The 16,876-nt window shown below is 73.7% G+C and carries 16 protein-coding genes; 6 read left to right on the forward strand and 10 right to left on the reverse strand.

Annotation, left to right across the window (positions count from 1 at the left end; translation table 11 throughout):
- Positions 1–94: 94 nt before the first annotated feature.
- A complete protein-coding gene (locus AB0O07_RS09250; RefSeq protein WP_365629423.1) occupies positions 95–1,474 on the forward strand; it encodes a dipeptidase in 1,380 nt (459 codons plus the stop codon).
- A 291-nt stretch (positions 1,475–1,765) separates the two neighbouring features.
- Here AB0O07_RS09250 and AB0O07_RS09255 read toward each other — a convergent pair whose 3' ends face one another.
- Positions 1,766–2,806: an NUDIX domain-containing protein gene (locus tag AB0O07_RS09255; protein ID WP_365629426.1), complete on the reverse strand. Its 1,041-nt coding sequence runs from the start codon at positions 2,804–2,806 to the stop codon at positions 1,766–1,768.
- A 224-nt stretch (positions 2,807–3,030) separates the two neighbouring features.
- Between AB0O07_RS09255 and AB0O07_RS09260 the strand changes: the two genes are divergently transcribed.
- Positions 3,031–3,231: a hypothetical protein gene (locus tag AB0O07_RS09260; RefSeq protein ID WP_365630318.1), complete on the forward strand. Its 201-nt coding sequence runs from the start codon at positions 3,031–3,033 to the stop codon at positions 3,229–3,231.
- Positions 3,232–3,338: 107 nt separating this feature from the next.
- Positions 3,339–3,803 carry a hypothetical protein gene (locus tag AB0O07_RS09265; protein WP_365629429.1) on the forward strand — a complete coding sequence of 155 codons (465 nt, stop codon included), beginning with the start codon at positions 3,339–3,341 and terminating at the stop codon, positions 3,801–3,803.
- 36 nt (positions 3,804–3,839) lie between these two features.
- On the opposite strand, the gene AB0O07_RS09270 is transcribed toward AB0O07_RS09265, so the two are convergent.
- Positions 3,840–4,799 carry an ROK family protein gene (locus AB0O07_RS09270; RefSeq protein WP_365629432.1) on the reverse strand — a complete coding sequence of 320 codons (960 nt, stop codon included), beginning with the start codon at positions 4,797–4,799 and terminating at the stop codon, positions 3,840–3,842.
- Positions 4,800–5,150: 351 nt separating this feature from the next.
- On the opposite strand from AB0O07_RS09270, the gene AB0O07_RS09275 reads away from it, so the two are divergent.
- On the forward strand, positions 5,151–6,143 hold the full coding sequence (locus tag AB0O07_RS09275) for a LacI family DNA-binding transcriptional regulator (protein ID WP_365630321.1): 993 nt from the start codon (positions 5,151–5,153) through the stop codon (positions 6,141–6,143).
- A 25-nt stretch (positions 6,144–6,168) separates the two neighbouring features.
- Here the strand turns inward: AB0O07_RS09275 and AB0O07_RS09280 are convergent, their stop codons facing one another.
- The 4 genes from AB0O07_RS09280 to AB0O07_RS09295 form a co-directional block, all read right to left on the reverse strand.
- A complete protein-coding gene (locus tag AB0O07_RS09280) occupies positions 6,169–7,452 on the reverse strand; it encodes an aldolase (RefSeq protein WP_365629435.1) in 1,284 nt (427 codons plus the stop codon).
- 218 nt (positions 7,453–7,670) lie between these two features.
- Complete coding sequence (locus tag AB0O07_RS09285; protein WP_365629438.1) at positions 7,671–8,633, reverse strand: electron transfer flavoprotein subunit alpha/FixB family protein; 963 nt, start codon at positions 8,631–8,633, stop codon at positions 7,671–7,673.
- Positions 8,634–8,922: 289 nt separating this feature from the next.
- On the reverse strand, positions 8,923–9,717 hold the full coding sequence (locus AB0O07_RS09290; RefSeq protein ID WP_365629441.1) for an electron transfer flavoprotein subunit beta/FixA family protein: 795 nt from the start codon (positions 9,715–9,717) through the stop codon (positions 8,923–8,925).
- A 244-nt stretch (positions 9,718–9,961) separates the two neighbouring features.
- Entirely contained in the window at positions 9,962–10,519 is a 558-nt protein-coding gene (locus AB0O07_RS09295) for a flavin reductase family protein (RefSeq protein ID WP_365629444.1), read from the reverse strand.
- A 471-nt stretch (positions 10,520–10,990) separates the two neighbouring features.
- Between AB0O07_RS09295 and AB0O07_RS09300 the strand changes: the two genes are divergently transcribed.
- A complete protein-coding gene (locus AB0O07_RS09300) occupies positions 10,991–11,719 on the forward strand; it encodes a lysophospholipid acyltransferase family protein (protein WP_365629447.1) in 729 nt (242 codons plus the stop codon).
- Positions 11,720–11,858: 139 nt separating this feature from the next.
- On the opposite strand, the gene AB0O07_RS09305 is transcribed toward AB0O07_RS09300, so the two are convergent.
- From AB0O07_RS09305 to AB0O07_RS09315, 3 genes are read right to left on the reverse strand one after another with little or no spacing between them, the layout of a single operon-like run.
- Complete coding sequence (locus AB0O07_RS09305; protein WP_365629450.1) at positions 11,859–12,926, reverse strand: low specificity L-threonine aldolase; 1,068 nt, start codon at positions 12,924–12,926, stop codon at positions 11,859–11,861.
- A gap of 8 nt (positions 12,927–12,934) precedes the next feature.
- Positions 12,935–13,753: an SDR family oxidoreductase gene (locus AB0O07_RS09310; RefSeq protein WP_365629453.1), complete on the reverse strand. Its 819-nt coding sequence runs from the start codon at positions 13,751–13,753 to the stop codon at positions 12,935–12,937.
- Between the two features lie 26 nt (positions 13,754–13,779).
- On the reverse strand, positions 13,780–15,234 hold the full coding sequence (locus AB0O07_RS09315) for a DUF6421 family protein (protein ID WP_365629456.1): 1,455 nt from the start codon (positions 15,232–15,234) through the stop codon (positions 13,780–13,782).
- Positions 15,235–15,523: 289 nt separating this feature from the next.
- Here AB0O07_RS09315 and AB0O07_RS09320 point away from each other — a divergent pair, with 289 nt between their 5' ends.
- Positions 15,524–16,174: a glycerophosphodiester phosphodiesterase family protein gene (locus tag AB0O07_RS09320; protein WP_365629459.1), complete on the forward strand. Its 651-nt coding sequence runs from the start codon at positions 15,524–15,526 to the stop codon at positions 16,172–16,174.
- A gap of 66 nt (positions 16,175–16,240) precedes the next feature.
- On the opposite strand, the gene AB0O07_RS09325 is transcribed toward AB0O07_RS09320, so the two are convergent.
- On the reverse strand, positions 16,241–16,819 hold the full coding sequence (locus AB0O07_RS09325) for an N-acetyltransferase (protein ID WP_365629462.1): 579 nt from the start codon (positions 16,817–16,819) through the stop codon (positions 16,241–16,243).
- Between the last annotated feature and the right edge of the window lie 57 nt (positions 16,820–16,876).

Here is a 16,876-nt window from a genome sequence, read left to right on the forward strand (position 1 = left end):
CCGTTGTGGGAGGATCACAACGGCTTCACCCATCCGCCCGACGCGCGACGCGCGCCGGCCCCCCGGCCCACCGGAACCCACCAGGAGCGTCCCCATGACCGCGCATCCGACGACCGAGCATCCGATCGCCCGGACCGTGGCGTCCCTCATGCCCCGCGCCCGTACGGAACTCGCCGAGCTGGTCGCCTTCCGCTCGGTCGCCGACCCCTCCGTCGAGCCGAGGAGCGAGTGCGAGGCCGCGGCGGCCTGGGTGGCGGGGGCGCTGCGCGCCGAGGGGTTCCAGGATGTCGCGGTCCTCGAAACCCCGGACGGCACCGAGTCCGTGTACGGCCTGCTGCCGGGCCCGGAGGGCGCGCCGACGGTGCTGCTGTACGCGCACTACGACGTCCAGCCGGTCGGCGACGAAAGCGCCTGGCTGACCCCGCCGTTCGAGCTGACCGAGCGGGACGGCCGCTGGTTCGGGCGCGGCGCCGCCGACTGCAAGGGCGGCGTCCTGATGCACCTGCTCGCGCTGCGCGCGCTGAAGGAGAACGGCGGGGTGCCGGTGACCGTCAAGGTCGTCGTGGAGGGTTCGGAGGAGCAGGGCACCGGCGGGCTGGAACGGTACGCCGAGGCCCACCCCGGACTGCTCGCCGCCGACGCGGTGGTGATCGGCGACGCGGGCAACTTCCGGACCGGGCTGCCCACGGTGACGGCGACCCTGCGCGGGATGACGCTGCTGCGCGTACGGGTCGACACGCTCGAAGGCAACCTGCACTCGGGGCAGTTCGGCGGTGCGGCGCCCGACGCGCTCGCCGCGCTGATCAGGGTGCTCGACTCGCTGCGCGCCGAGGACGGCTCGACCACGGTGGACGGGCTGGCCGACGGGGCGGCGTGGGAGGGGCTGGAGTATCCGGAGGAGGACTTCCGGCGGGACGCCAAGGTGCTCGACGGGGTCGGGCTGATCGGCCATGGCCCGGTGGCGGACCGGGTCTGGGCGCGCCCGGCGGTGACGGTCATCGGCATCGACTGCCCGCCGGTGGTCGGCGCGACGCCGTCGGTGCAGGCGAGCGCGCGGGCGACGGTGAGCCTGCGGGTGCCGCCGGGCCAGGACGCGGAGGCGGCCACCGATGCGCTGACGGCGCATCTGACGGCGCGTACGCCGTGGGGCGCGCGGGTCGAGGTGGAGCAGATCGGCCAGGGCCAGCCCTTCCGCGCGGACACCTCGGGCCCGGCGTACACCGCCATGTCCGACGCGCTCCGGGTGGCGTACCCCGGCCAGGAGATGCAGACCGCGGGCCAGGGCGGCTCCATCCCCCTCTGCAACACCCTGGGCACGCTCTACCCGGAGGCGGAGATCCTCCTGATCGGCCTGAGCGAACCGGCGGCGCAGATCCACGCGGTGAACGAGAGCGTCTCCCCCGACGAGCTGGAGCGCCTGTCGGTGGCGGAGGCGCACTTCCTGCTCAACTACGCGGCCACCGAGCGCGGCTGAGGCACGGGCGCGACCGGGGGCCGCGCCGGGGGGCGAGCGGGGGCCGCGCCAGGGCGCGGCCGGGTACGAGACGGGCGCGGCCCGGGTGCGGGACGGGCACGGCCCGGGTGCGGGACGGGCGCGGCCCGAGTACGGGACAAGCACCGGCCCGGGTGCGGGATAGGCACGGGACGAGCGCGGCCGAGTACGGGACGGGCACGGCCCCGGGTGCGGGACGGGCACGGCCCGAGTACGGGACGAGCACGGGACGGGCCCGGGACGGGCGCCGGTCGAGCGCGGCCCCGGGCCCGGTCAGCCGACCGGGACGCCGTCCTCCAGGTTGAGCACCGCGCCGCGTTCGCGGGCCCGCAGGGCCCAGCGCAGCCGGGCGTAGCGTACGGGGGGCAGGAGCCGGGACGCCTCTTCCTCGTCCACGAAGCGCCAGGCCCGTAGCTCCGGCCCCGGCAGGAGCAGCCGGCCGGCCTCCTCCGCGGGGAGGGGCCCGCCGTCGAAGAGCAGCCGCAGCCCTCCGTACCCCGGAGGGCGCGGCGGTTCCCAGTCGACGACCAGCAGTTTGGGAACGCCGCGGAGTTCTATGCCGATCTCCTCCGCGACCTCGCGTATCCCCGCGCGGGCGGGCGCCTCGCCGCGCTCCACGACACCGCCGGGGAACTCCCACCCCGGCTTGTAGGTGGGGTCCACCAGCAGCACCCGGCCCCGCTCGTCGAAGAGGAGCACCCCGGCCGCGACGGTCTCGGCGGTCGGCTCGGGGGTCTGGACGATCTCGCAGACGCCCGCCACCCCGTCCCGTACCGCCTCGGCCAGCCGCTCGGCCGTCTCACGGGCGGTCAGCGTCGTGTTGTCGATGGGGTGCGCGTCCCCGGCGAGCCACCCCAGCCGCGCCGCCCGGTAGGGCTCGATCTGCTCGACGCACCACCGGCGGTTGCGCTCGTTGACCTCGGGATCGTCCGCGACGTCCTCGCGTGCGGCGATACGCCCGCGAAGTATCGTTTCGTCTGTTGTCAGCAGTACATGCCGTACGGCGATCCTGCGCGCGGCCAGGCCACCGAAGATCTCGTCCCGGTACTCCTGGCGCAGCAGTGTCATGGGAACCACCAGCGCCCCGCCCACCTCGGCCAGCAGCGCCGCCGCCGTCTCGACCACCAGGCGCCGCCAGATCGGCAGGTCCTGGAAGTCGCTCACCTCCGCGAGCTTCTTCTGCGGGAGCAGGCGCGCCACTTCCCCGCTGATCAGCTCGGGGTCGTAGAGCGTGCAGTCCGGGATCAGATCGACCAGTTCGCGCGCCGTACTGGTCTTGCCCGCTCCGAACGCACCGTTCAGCCAGACAATCACGGTTCCCCCTCTTCCGTAGAGCCTGGGCCTTCCGTAGAGCCTGGACGTGAACGCCGAAGCCCCCTGTGGACTGCCCGCAACACCCTGCCACGGAAACACCGTGCGGGATCAGAGCGCCGCTCCGGCCAACCGGTCGTGACCGAGCCGTGTCCCGCCGGGCCGTGACACCGGGCCCCGGCGCGTCGTTGGGAGACGCATGGGAGAGGAGTGAGGCGATGCGGACAGTGGGAACACGGACCGTCCTGGAGAGGTTTCCCGCGGGCGGGCCGCGCGGGAGCCGGCCGGCGGAGGAGTTCGCGCGGGCGCGGCGGGACGAGGGGACGCCTGCGGAGGTGGTGATGGACCTCGAAGCGGATGCTTTCCTGGTCGTCGTGCCACGCCAGGCGGGCCAGTTACGTCAGGCGGCCGACCCCGGCCGCTCCTGACCCGCCGGCTCCGGGGCGGGAGCCGCCGGTTCCGGCCGCATCCGCCCCACCACCACCGCCATCCCCGCCGGCCCCTCGGCCCCGTACGACAGGGAGAGCCCCCGCCCATGCGCAGCACCACCGCACCGGCCACACCGCCCGGGCCGTCCGGGCCGTCCCCATCGCCCGCACCGGCCGCGCCGCCGCCCGCCCGGTCCGGCACCCTGGCCGACGCCCTCTCGCTCGGCCTGGTCCTGGCCCTCGCCGGGGCCGCCGTGCCGCTGGGCGCCACCCCCGCCGCGGCGGACAGCAACGCCTGTACGCACCACTTCTCGGGGCCGCAGATCTGCGTACGGCTGGAGGGGAACGGCGCCCGGAACTCCGTCACCGGGATCTGGACCAACCCGCCGGAGGACGTCCGGTCCCGCGCGGTGTCGCTGCTGCGCGACGGGCGGGTGATCGACACGGCGACGGCGACCCGGTCCGGCAGGGCGCTCACCTACACCTGGCCGGCCGGGAACACCGGGAGCGGCACGGAGTTGTGCGTACGGTTCCGGGGCAGCCAGCGCCTCGCCTGCCAGACCACCCGCTGAGGACGCGCCCGGCGGGCCCCGGGCCCACCGCCCCCGTCAGCCCCCCACCGCCGCCGCGGTGCCGTCCCGCCGCCCCAGCAGCGCCGCGGCGGCGGCGCCCACCAGGCCGGCGTCGCGGCCGGTGAGCGCGGGGGCGATGGTGAGGCGCTGGACGAAGGAGAGCGTCGCGTACGCGCGGAGCGAGCGGCGCAGCGGTGCGAAGAGGACCTCGCCCGCGCCCGCGACCCCGCCGCCGATGACCGCGATCCGGATCTCGGTGAGCGTGGCGGTGGCCGCGATCCCGGCGGCCAGCGCCTGCGCGGCCCGTTCGAAGGAGGCGCGGGCGACCGGGTGCCCGGCGCGGGCGGCGGCGGCCACCGCGGCGGCCGAACGGTCCCCGTCCTGCCCCGGCAGCCAGCCGCCCTCCAGCGCCCTGCGGGCGATGTTGGGGCCGCTGGCGATCCGCTCCACGCAGCCGCGCGCACCGCACGGGCAGGGGTCGCCGTCCAGATCCACACTGATGTGACCGATGTGGCCCGCGTTGCCGGTGGGCCCCGGGTGGAGCTTGCCGCCCAGCACCAGTCCGCCGCCGACGCCCGTGGAGACCACCATGCAGAGCGCGTCGTCGTAGCCGCGCGCGGCGCCCTGCCAGTGCTCGGCCGCGGTGATCGCGACCCCGTCGCCGACCAGTGTCACCGGCAGCCCACCGGTAGCCGTACGGACCCGTTCGACCAGCGGGAACCCGCGCCAGCCGGGGACGTTGACCGGGCTGACGGTGCCGGCGGAGGCGTCCACCGGTCCCGCGCTGCCGATGCCGAGCGCGGTCGCCGTCGCCCAGAGCGGCGAGGCGGCCACCTCGGCCAGGACCTCCTCGACGGCACGCATCACGCTCTCGGCGTCCTCGCCCGCCGGGGTCGGGCGCTGGGCGCGTACGAGGATTCTGCCGTCGCCGTCCACCAGCGCACCGGCGATCTTGGTACCGCCGATGTCGAGTGCGGCGACGGTCTCGGTATGCATCGGTGTGGGATCTCCTGGATGTGGGGCCGCCCCGGAGGAGCGGCACGGCCGGCTGACGGACAAGGAACGAAAGAACGAGAACGAAGGGACGCGGGAACATCGGACCGCGGGAACGGCGGGCCAGGGGAACGAAGGACCGGTGGAACAGTGGCCGGCGACAATGATCGCGGCTCCGCGGAACAGTCTCCATTCCCCTGACAACGTTGTCCAGGGCCTATGCTCGTCCGCACGGCCCGGGCGGCGCACGTCGGTGCCCCGGGGCGACCCGCCGACCGTACGACGACAGGACAGCGCACTGTGGCCGATTCCGCCCGCCGCCCCGACCCCCGCCGCTACGGAAACCGGCCCACGATGAAGGACGTGGCGGCACGGGCCGGGGTGGGGCTCAAGACCGTCTCCCGCGTGGTCAACAGCGAGCCGGGGGTCACGGCCGACACCGAGCGGCGGGTGCAGGAGGCCATCGAAGCGCTGGGGTTCCGCCGCAACGATTCGGCACGGGTGCTGCGCAAGGGCCGTACGGCGAGCATCGGCCTGGTCCTGGAGGACCTGGCCGACCCCTTCTACGGCCCCCTGAACCGCGCCGTGGAGGAGGTCGCCCGGGCCCATGGCGCGCTGCTCATCAACGGCTCCAGCGCGGAGGACCCGGAGCGCGAGCAGGAGCTGGTGCTGGCGCTCTGCGCGCGCCGGGTGGACGGGCTGATCGTGATCCCGGCCGGGGACGACCACCGCTATCTGGAGCCGGAGATAAAGGCCGGGGTGGCCACCGTCTTCGTGGACCGCCCGGCCGGCCGGATCGACGCGGACGCGGTGCTCTCCGACAGCTTCGGCGGCGCCCGCTCGGGCACCGCCCACCTCGTCGCGCACGGCCACCGCAGGATCGGCTTCATCGGCGACCAGCCCGCGATCCACACGGCCGCCGAGCGGCTGCGCGGCTACCGCACCGCGCTCGCGGAGGGCGGGCTGACCGTCGACGACCGGTGGATCTCCCTCGGCAGCACGGAGCCGCACCGGGTCGAGGAGGCGGTCCTCGCGATGCTCGGCGGCCCGGCGCCGGTCACCGCGATCTTCAGCGGGAACAACCGGGTCACGGTGACGGTGGTACGGGTCCTCGCGGCCCACCACCGCCCGGTCGCCCTGGTCGGATTCGACGACATCGAACTCGCCGACCTCCTGGAACCGGGCCTCACGGTCGTCGCCCAGGACGCCGCCACCCTGGGCCGCACCGCCGCCGAACGCCTCTTCCACCGCCTCGACGGCGCCGCCGAAGCCCCCTCCCAGGTCGTCCTGGGAACCCGTCTGATCCCGCGCGGCTCCGGCGAGATCCCCCCGCCGGCGGACGGGTAGCCCCGCCGGGCCCAGGACCACCGGGTCAGCCGCGCGGCGCCGTGAAGCTCTCCAGGTCGGCCCGGGTCAGGCCGGTGAGGCGGGTGACCTCGGTGGGGTCGAGGGCGCCGCAGTCGAGGCCGCGGAGGAGGTGGCCGCTGAGGGCCTTGGCGGTGGCGGGTTCGTCCATGACGGAGCCGGCTGTCCTGGCGACGTACGCGGCGAGGCGGGCGGCGGCCGGCTCCAGGCCCTCGCGGTAGAAGGCGTACACGGCGGCGTACCGGGTCGGCAGATGGCCCGGGTGCATGTCCCAGCCCTGGTAGTAGGCGCGGGCGAGGGCGCGCCGGGTGAGGCCGTAGTGGAGCCGCCAGGCCTCGTGGACCTGGGGGGTGGAGCCGACCGGGAGGACGTTGGTGGAGCCGTCGCTGACCCGGACCCCGGTCCCGGCGGCGGCGACCTGCATCACGGCCTTGGCGTGGTCGGCGGCCGGGTGGTCACTGGCCTGGTAGGCGGCGCTGACGCCGACGCAGGCGCTGTAGTCGAAGGTGCCGTAGTGGAGCCCGGTGGCCCGGCCGCCCGCGGCGTCGATCATGCGGGCCACGGTGGCGGTGCCGTCGGGGGCGAGAATGGCCTGGCTGGTCTCGATCTGGATCTCGAAGCCGATCCGGCCCGGCGCAAGCCCGTACACCCGCTCGAACTCCCCGGCCAGGGAGGCCATCGCGGCGACCTGCTCGGCGTAGGTGACCTTGGGCAGCGTCAGGACGAGCCCGTCGGGGAGACCGCCGCCGGTCATCAGTCCGCTGAGGAAGATGTCCAGGGTCCGGATGGCGCGGTCGCGCACGGCCGCCTCCAGGCACTTCATCCGGATGCCGGTGTACGGGGCCGACGTGCCCGGCGTGCCGCCCGAGTACGTCTCCTGGACGATCCTGGCCGCCCGGGCGGCGGCCTCGTCCTCCTCCTCGTCGGAGTGGGGGCCGTAGCCGTCCTCGAAGTCGATCCGCAGGTCCTCGACCGGCTCGCGGGTGAGCTTGTCGCGTACGCGCTCGTACACCGGCCCGGCGAGGGCGTCGGGGAGGCCGAGGACCCGGCCCAGCGCGGCGGCGTCGGGGGCGTGTTCGTCGAGGGCGGCGAGGGCCTGGTCGCCCCAGGAGCGCACGGTGCCGGCGGTGTAGGCGTCGGCGGGGACATAGACGGTGTGGACGGGCTGACGGGTGCCCGGGTCGCCGGGGTAGCGCCGGGCCAGCTCGGCGTCGACCCCCGCGAGGGAGGCGCCGACCGCCTCGGTGACCGCCGCCGGGAGGCTCGTGGCGATCTTTTCGTGCTGGCCCATGCCCACACCCTTCCCCTTTCCGCTCATTTTCCGCTGAGCGGAATAAACAATCCGTCGCCGGAGGTTAAGCCGCGCTTCCGAGCCGCGTCAACGCCGGACCGGCCGGGCCCGGCGGGGCCCGGCGCCCGGTCCGGCGGGGCCCGGTCGCGCCGGGAACGGCGCGGGGCCGCGCGGTGGGGTCCACCGCGCGGCCCCGGGGCGTACCGGAGGGACGGCGCTCAGCCCTTACGGGCCTTGATCTCCTCGGTGAGCTGTGGGACGACCTCGAAGAGGTCGCCGACCACGCCGTAGTCGACCAGGTCGAAGATGGGCGCCTCGGCGTCCTTGTTGACGGCCACGATGGTCTTGGAGGTCTGCATGCCGGCCCGGTGCTGGATGGCGCCGGAGATCCCGGAGGCGATGTAGAGCTGCGGGGAGACCGACTTGCCGGTCTGGCCGACCTGGTGCGAGTGCGGGTACCAGCCCGCGTCGACGGCGGCGCGGGAGGCGCCGACGGCCGCGCCGAGGGAGTCGGCGAGGGCCTCGATGATCGCGAAGTTCTCGGCGCCGTTGACGCCCCGGCCGCCGGAGACCACGATCGCGGCCTCGGTCAGCTCCGGGCGCCCCGTCGACTCGCGGGGGGTGCGGGAGACGACCTTGGTCCCGGTGGCGGTGGCGCCGAAGGTCACGGCGAGCGGTTCGACGGTGCCCGCGGCGGGCGCGGCCTCGACCGGGGCCGAGTTGGGCTTCACGGTGATCACCGGGGTGCCCTGGGAGACCCGGGTCCTCGTGGTGTACGCGGCGGCGAAGACCGACTGGGTGGCGACCGGGCCGTTCTCCCCGGCCTCCAGGTCGACGGCGTCGGTGAGGATCCCGGAGCCGATACGGACCGCGAGGCGCGCGGCGATCTCCTTGGCCTCGGCGGAGGACGGCAGGAGGACGGCGGCGGGCGCGACGGCGTCGTACGCGGCCTGGAGCGCGTCGACCTTCGGGACGACGAGGTACTCGGCGAACTCGGGGGCGTCGGCGGTGAGCACCTTCACCGCGCCGTGCTCGGCGAGGACGGCGGCGGTGGCGTCGGCGCCCTCCCCGAGCGCGACGGCGACGGGCTCGCCGATCCGGCGGGCGAGCGTGAGCAGTTCCAGGGTGGGCTTGCGGACGGCGCCGGCCACGTGGTCGACGTAGACGAGAACTTCAGCCATGGGATGTGCACTCCTGCGGATGCGAGGGATCGGGGCGGGTTCGTGGACGGAGCGGGGCGGGACGGGGCATGGCCACGGGATTCCGGCCCCCGGGGCCCCGGAGCCGACGGCCGGTCGGCCGGCCCGACGGCCGGTGAACGGAGCCAGGGGGCGGAAGCCGGAGCGGAGGCCCGGGCCAGGGAGCCAGGCCCGAGCCGTGCCCAGGAGCCGAGGGCCAGGACCGGAGCCGGAGCGGAGGCCGAGGACCGGAGCCGGGCCGGGGACCGGAGCCGGGACCAGGCCGGGGGTGTCAGATGAACTTCTGCTCCGCGAGGTAGGCCGCGAGTTGGCGGCCGCCCTCGCCCTCGTCCTTGACGATCGTCCCCGCGGTGCGCGCCGGGCGTTCGGCCGCCGAGTCGACCGCGGTCCAGGCGCCTTCGAGGCCGACCTCGTCCGCGTCGATCTCCAGGTCCTCCAGGTCCCAGGACTGGACCGGCTTCTTCTTCGCCGCCATGATCCCCTTGAAGGAGGGGTAACGGGCCTCGCCCGACTGGTCGGTCACCGAGACGACCGCGGGAAGCGCCGCCTCCAGCGTCTCGGAGGCGGTGTCGCCGTCCCGGCGCCCGGTCACCGTGGAGCCCTCGACCTTCACCTCGGAGACCAGGGTGACCTGCGGGACGCCCAGCCGCTCGGCGAGCAGCGCGGGCAGTACGCCCATCGTGCCGTCGGTGGAGGCCATGCCGCAGACGACCAGGTCGTAACCGGCCTTCTCGATCGCCTTCGACAGCACCAGGGAGGTGCCGAGGGCGTCCGTGCCGTGCAGGTCGTCGTCCTCGACGTGGATCGCCTTGTGCGCGCCCATCGACAGGGCCTTGCGGAGCGCGTCCTTGGCGTCCTCGGGGCCGACCGTCAGTACGGTGATCTCCGCGTCGCCGTCGCCGTCGTGATCGTCGGCGATCTGGAGGGCCTGCTCGACCGCGTACTCGTCCAGCTCCGACAGGAGACCGTCCACGTCGTCGCGGTCGACGGTCAGATCCTCGGCGAAGTGCCGGTCACCGGTGGCGTCGGGCACGTACTTCACACAGACAACGATCCTCAGGCTCACGCCGGCTCTCCTACCGCATCGTCTTCTCTGGCTGCTCTGCTGCACGCAGCATAGGCGCCCTGCCGGGCTCTTTCCGGTCGGGAAGGACCGGAGCCACGGAGTTGATATTACTCATCAGTACATCGAGAGCGTGCCCACTGAGCAAGCGCTTGGAACTGTGATCTGGCCAACGCCCGTACGGGTACGGGGCCTCCTCCGTCGGGCGGAGCCTCCATCGCGCGGGCCCTCCGTCGCGCAGGACCCCTCAGTCGCGCAGGGCGTTGAAGCGTCCCTGGTGGTACAGGAGCGGGCGGCCCGCGCCCGAGGGGTCGCCCGCGACGGCCTGGGCGACGACGAGGCGGTGGTCGGCGGCGGGGACCCGGGCGACCACCCGGCAGACCAGCCAGGCCAGTACGCCGTCGAGCAGCGGCACCCCCTCGGGGCCCGGGCGCCACGCGGTGGGCGGGGCGAAGCGGTCGGCGCCGCTCCGTGCGAACGTCGCGGCCAGCTCGGCCTGGTGCTCGCCGAGTATGTGGACGCCGACATACCGGGCCTCGGCGATGACCGGCCAGCTCGACGAGGTGACGCCCACGCCGAAGGAGACCAACGGGGGCTCGGCGGCGACGGAGTTGAGCGAGGTGGCGGTGAACCCCACGGGGCGCTCGCCCCGGGCGGTGATGACCGCGACGCCCGCGGCGTGCCGCCGGAAGACGGAGCGGAGCAGATCGGGGGAGGCGAGGCGGTGGCGGATGCCGGGGTGAGTGTCAGGGTGGGTGCCGGGCTGGAAATCGGGCTGGGTGCCGAGGTCGGGGGCTGCCGTCATGGCGAGGGCCTTCCACGAGAGGGGCGAACGGGTCCGGGGAGCTCAGGGAGTCGTGGGTACTCAGTGAGCCGGACAGCGCGCGCTCGCGTTGCGGGCCAGATCGACATCGGCCCGCCCGTGGAGAAGGAGTTCCTGGGGCACTTCGTCAGAGTGACGATTGGTGACATGCTCAGTCAAGTACGCCGGGCACCGGTACGCGGCGGCCCCGGAGCCCCGTCGCGGGACTTCGAGGGGCCGCGGGGGAACCCGCGCCCCGTTCCCGCGCGTTCTCCCCGGTGGGCCCGGCACTCCGCCCGGATCCCCGGTGTTCATGGTGGCGTCACGACGACGTGACGAGAATCTCGCTCTCCGCGTACACCAGGACTGGCCACACGGCGTCTGATACGGCAACATCGGCGCAATGCCGAAAACCTACGGCTGCGTAACTTCCGTCGGGAGAACCTCCCCGGAACAGAGAAGGGTCCTCCCCTGATGGCAGAGCTCGTCTATCGGCCGGTCATCGGCGCCGCCCGCACGATGTTCAAGGCGCTGGACCTGAAGATCGACACGCAGGGTGCCGAGCACATCCCGCGCACCGGTGGCGCCGTGCTCGTGAGCAACCACATCAGCTACCTGGACTTCATCTTCTCGGGTCTCGCGGCGCTCCCCCAGAAGCGGCTGGTGCGCTTCATGGCGAAGGACTCCGTCTTCAAGCACAAGATCTCGGGCCCGCTGATGCGCGGCATGAAGCACATCCCGGTGGACCGCGAGAACGGCGGCCAGGCGTACGCGCAGGCGCTCGCCTCGCTGCGGGCCGGCGAGATCATCGGGGTCTTCCCCGAGGCGACGATCTCGCAGTCCTTCACGCTGAAGAGCTTCAAGTCGGGCGCGGCGCGGATGGCGCAGGAGGCGGGCGTTCCGCTGATCCCGATGGCGCTCTGGGGCACCCAGCGGCTCTGGACCAAGGGCAGGCCCCGGAACTTCCGGCGCAGCCACATCCCGGTGACGATCCGGGTCGGTGAGCAGATCGAGGCGGCGGCGGACCAGTACGCGGGCGCGATCACCCGGCGGGTGCGCGAGCGGGCGCAGGAGCTGCTGGAGGCGGCGCAGCGGGCGTATCCGGTACGCCCCAAGGACGCGACCGACACCTGGTGGGTCCCGGCCCATCTGGGCGGTACGGCCCCCACCCCGGCCGAGGCGCGCGCGGCCGAGGCCCGCTGAGCCACCGGCGGGGACGGCCGGGAACGCCAGGGAGGAAACGTCACTGCGGAAGCGGTGGCGGACCCTGGCGTGAGCGAACGCAGGCGGTGGACGGTCGAGGGGCGCCGCCCGGAGGGAGACCCCGGGCGGCGCCCCTCCGTCAGGCCGCCATCTCCTCCTTGAGCGCCAGCACGAACGCGTCGACGTCGTCCTCCGTCGTGTCGAAGGAGCACATCCAGCGGACGTCCCCGGCCTTCTCGTCCCAGAAGTAGAACCGGAACCGCCGCTGGAGCCGCACGCTCACCTCCCGCGGCAGCCGGGCGAAGACCGCGTTGGCCTGGACCGGGTGGAGGATCTCCACCCCGTCGACCGTACGGACCCCGGCCGCGAGGCGCTGGGCCATGGTGTTGGCGTGCCGGGCGTTGCGGAGCCACAGGTCGCCCGCGAGCAGCGCCTCCAACTGGGCCGAGACGAAGCGCATCTTGGAGGGGAGCTGCATCGACAGCTTCCGCAGGTGTTTCATGGCGCGCGCGGCGTCCGGGTCGAGGACGACGACCGCCTCGCCGAAGAGCATGCCGTTCTTGGTGCCCCCGTACGAAAGCACGTCCACGCCCGCGGTGTTGGTGAAGCTCCGCATCGGGACGTCCAGCGAAGCGGCGGCGTTGGCGATCCGCGCGCCGTCGAGATGGACCTTCATGCCGAGCCCGTGGGCGTGCGCGCAGAGTTCGCGGATCTCGGCGGGCGTGTAGACGGTGCCCAGTTCGGTGTTCTGGGTGATCGACACGACCTGCGGCATGGCCCGGTGCTCGTCGTCCCAGCCGTACGCCTCCCGGTCGATCAGCTCGGGGGTGAGCTTGCCGTCCGGCGTCGGTACGGAGAGCAGTTTGAGCCCGGCGACCCGCTCGGGGGCGCCGCCCTCGTCCACGTTGATATGGGCGGAGTCGGCGCAGATCACGGCGCCCCAGCGGTCGGTGAGCGCCTGGAGCGCGACGACATTGGCCCCGGTCCCGTTGAAGACGGGGAAGGCCTGGGCCGTCGGGCCGAAGTGGCTGTGCATGACCCGCTGGAGGTGGTCGGTGTAGGCGTCCTCGCCATAGGCGACCTGGTGGCCGCCGTTGGCGACGGCGAGCGCCGCCAGGATCTCGGGGTGGGCGCCCGCGTAGTTGTCGCTGGCGAAGCCGCGCACCTCGGGGTCGTGGTGACGGCGCGTGTCCGTCGTACGGGACATACGGGACCTCATGGTCCTGGGGTCAGCCACAGGCGGTTTCCGTTCACTTCCCCGGCGGGCTTCTCCCAGACCCCGGCGATGGCCTCGGCCAGCTCCGTGACGTCCGTGAAGCCCGCGAACTTGGCGTTCGGGCGCTCGGCGCGGAGCGCGTCGTGCACCAGCGCCCTGACCACCAGGATGGCGGCGGCGGCCCGGGGCCCGTCCTCGCCGCCCGCCTTGCGGAAGTCGTCGGCGAGGGCGAGCGTCCAGGCCTCGGCGGCGGCCTTGGCGGCGGCGTACGCGGCGTTGCCGGCCGTCGGCTTGGCCGCGCCCGCCGCGCTGATCAGCAGATACCGGCCCCGGTCGCTGCGGAGCAGCCCGGCGTGGAAGGCGAGCGAGGTGTGCTGGACGGTACGGACGAGGAGCTTCTCCAGCACCTCCCAGTCGGCCGGGTCGGTCTCGGCGAAGGTGGCGCTGCCGCGCCAGCCGCCGACGAGATGGACCAGGCCGTCGATCCGGCCGTACTCCTGCTCGGTCCTGGCGGCCCAGGCGCGGGCGGCGTCGAGGTCGAAGAGATCGACGGTGTCGCCGGTGACGGTGGCCCCGCCGTGCGCGTACCGGGCGGCGTCCACCGCCTCGGCGAGCCGCGCCGGGTCGGCGTCGGCGGCGACGACGGTCGCGCCCGCCTCGGCGAGCCGGAGCAGCGTCGCCCGCCCCGCCGGGCCCGCCGCGCCGGCCACGGCGACGACGGCGCCCTCCAGTGCCCCGCCCCGGCCGCCGCCGGGGTCCCGCACCGCAGGTGCTTCCGTGTCCGCTCCGGGGTGGTCCGCTCCGGCGTTCTCCGCCATGGGCCCCGCCTCCTGCCTCGGCGCGCTCACGCCGCCGTCCGGTCGGTCGTCTCCGCGCCGTCCCCGGCCGCCGCACCCGGCGCCGACCCGCGGATCCCCTTGGTCGAGGCGATCACGTTCTTGAGCTTCTTGGCAAGCGCCTCGTAGAACATGCTGAGCGGAAACTCGTCGGGCAGCACGTCGTCCACGAGCTTGCGGGGCGGCTGGGTGAGGTCGAGGGCGTCCGGGCCCTTGGCCCAGCGGGAGCCGGGGTGCGGGGCGAGGTAGGTGGCGACCAGGTCGTACGCGGCGAACCAGTGGACCAGTTTCGGGCGGTCGATGCCGGCCCGGTAGAGGTCCTCGATCTCGCCGCAGAGCTGGTTGGTGATCCGGGGGGCCCGCTCCCAGTCGATGTGGAGGGTGTTGTCGGTCCACCGCACCACGTCGTGCCGGTGCAGATACGCGAAGAGGAGCTGGCCGCCGAGTCCGTCGTAGTTGCGCTCGCGCGCGCCGGTGACGGGGAAGCGGAACATCCGGTCGAAGAGGACGGCGAACTGGACGTCGCGGCCCTGCGGGAACCCGTCCTCCGCCAGCCGTACGGCCTCGCGGAAGGCGGTGAGGTCGCAGCGGAGCTCCTCCAGGCCGTACATCCAGAACGGCTGGCGCTGCTTGATCATGAAGGGGTCGAAGGGCAGGTCGCCATGGCTGTGGGTGCGGTCGTGGATCATGTCCCAGAGGACGAAAGCCTGCTGGCAGCGGTCCTGGTCGGCGACGAGCGCGCGGAGGTCGTCGGGGAGTTCGACGCCGAGGGTGGTGACGGCCGCGTCGATGACCCGGCGGAAGCGGGCGGCCTCGCGGTCGCAGAAGATGCCGCCCCAGGTGAACCGCTCGGGCACCTCGCGCACGGCGATGGTCTCGGGGAAGAAGACCGCCGAGTTGGTGTCGTACCCGGCGGTGAAGTCCTCGAAGGTGATGCCGCAGAAGAGCGGGTTGTCGTAGCGGGTGCGCTCCAGTTCGGCCAGCCACTCCGGCCAGACCATGCGGAACACGACCGCTTCGAGGTTCCGGTCCGGGTTGCCGTTCTGGGTGTACATCGCGAAGACGGCGAGGTGCTGGCGGCCGTCGGCTCGGTCGGCCGCCGGCCGGAAGGCGAGCAGGGAGTCGAGGAAGTCGGGGACGGCGAAGCCGCCGTCGGCCCAGGCCCGCAGGTCGGCGACGAGCGCGGTGTGGTACGCGGCGTCGTGCGGGAGGAGCGGGGCGAGCCCCTCGACCGCGTCGACGACCCGGCCGAGCGCCGTCTCGGCGTCGGTACGGGCCGGGGCGCCCTCGGCGTCGAAGTCGATCGAGCCGTCCGCCGACTGCCAGACCCTGATCTCCTCGACCGCGCGCTTGAGCCGGGGCCAGGCGGGGTGGTCGGTGACGCGGTCGGTCACGGGGGCGGCCGTACGGTCGGCGCCGGTTACGGCGGGCCCCGCACCGTCCTGCGCAAGAATTTCCGTCATGTCACTTCCTCCACCGGAGATCTTCGCGTCAGCCCACCGTATAGGTGTCTTGATCTCCGATACAAGCAGAGATCACACAAATCCTCCTGTTGAACCCCATGGTCACCGGTATTTTTCCGGCGCTTTCCGGACTGGACGCCTGTATTCGGCGTATCGCCGGGATCGTCACCCGCTCCGGGGACGGCGGGGGCGCCAGGGCGGGCGATCCGCCCTAGGCTGCCGCGCGGGAGCCGCTGTCGACGAAAGTGGGATTGCCTTGACTTTCCAGATCATCGGTCATCGCGGAGTGATGGGTGTCGAGCCGGAGAACACCCTGCGCTCCTTCACACACGCCGAGCGGGCCGGTATGGACGCCATCGAGCTGGATCTCCATCTGAGCAAGGACGGCGCGCTCGTCGTCATGCACGACCCGGACGTGGACCGGACGACCGACGGAACCGGCGCCATCGCCGAGCGGACCCTCGCCGAGCTGCGGGAACTGGACGCGGGGGACGGTGAGCGGATCCCGGTCTTCGAGGAGGTGCTGGACGCCGTACGGTCGCCGATCCAGGCCGAGATCAAGGATGTGGCGGCGGCCCGCGCGCTGGCCCGGGTGATGACGGAGCGCGGTCTCGTCGGGCGGGTGGAGGTCTCGTCCTTCCACGACGAGGCGATCGCCGAGATCGCCGCGCTGGTACCGGGGGTACGGACGGTGCTCATCGCGAGCCGCTGGGAGGCGGACGTGGTGGACCGGGCGGAGGCCGTGGGCGCGGCCTCGCTCGCGCTCGGTCTGCGCCGGCTCACCCTGGAGGTGGTGGAGCGGGCGCACGAACGGGGCATCGGTGTGATCGGCTGGCTGGTGAACACGCAGGGGCAGCTCCGGCTGGCGCGCGCCTTCGAGCTGGACGCCGTGACCACCGACCTCCCGGAGATCCGGCGGACCGGGCGGTTCACGGCCTGAGGCGAGCGGTCCGGGCGGGCCCGGCGATCTGGGCGAGCCGGGCGGTCCGGGCCCGGCGTCCCGGGGTCAGGCCGTCGGGTCCGCCGGGTCCGCCGGGTCCGTCAGGTCCTTGACCAGCAGTTCGAACTCCAGGTCGTCCCGGCGCGGGATGCCGAAGCGTTCGTCGCCGTACGGGAAGGGGGACCGCTTTCCCGTACGGCGGTAGCCGCGCCGCTCGTACCAGGCGATCAGGTCCTCGCGCTGCACGATCACCGTCATGCGCATCTCCTGGACGCCCCAGGCCGTGCGGGCGGTGCGCTCGGCCTCCGCGATGACCGCCCGGCCGAGCCCGCCGCCCTGGGCGCCCGGGGCCACCGCGAACATGCTGAAGAAGGCCGCCTCGCCCCGGTGTTCGACCTGGCAGCAGGCGATCAGCGCGCCGTCCCGCTCGACGGCGAGCAGCCTGCTCGTGGGGGACTCGATCGCCGCGAGCACCCCTTCGGGGTCCGTCCGCTGCCCGTCCAGGAGGTCCGCCTCGGTGGTCCACCCGGCGCGGCTGCTCTCGCCCCGGTACGCCGACTCGACGAGCGCCACCAGGGCCTCGGTGTCGGCGGGGGTGGCGTCGCGGTAGGCGGGTGGGCGGGCGGGGCTCGGCGCGGTGTCCATGGTGCGCGGTCTCCTCGAAGACGGCGGTGACGGGGCCCGAGCAGCCTAACGCGGGTC

It is taken from the genome of Streptomyces sp. NPDC093085 (assembly GCF_040683935.1).
In the GTDB taxonomy this organism is placed as follows: Bacteria; Actinomycetota; Actinomycetes; order Streptomycetales; family Streptomycetaceae; genus Streptomyces.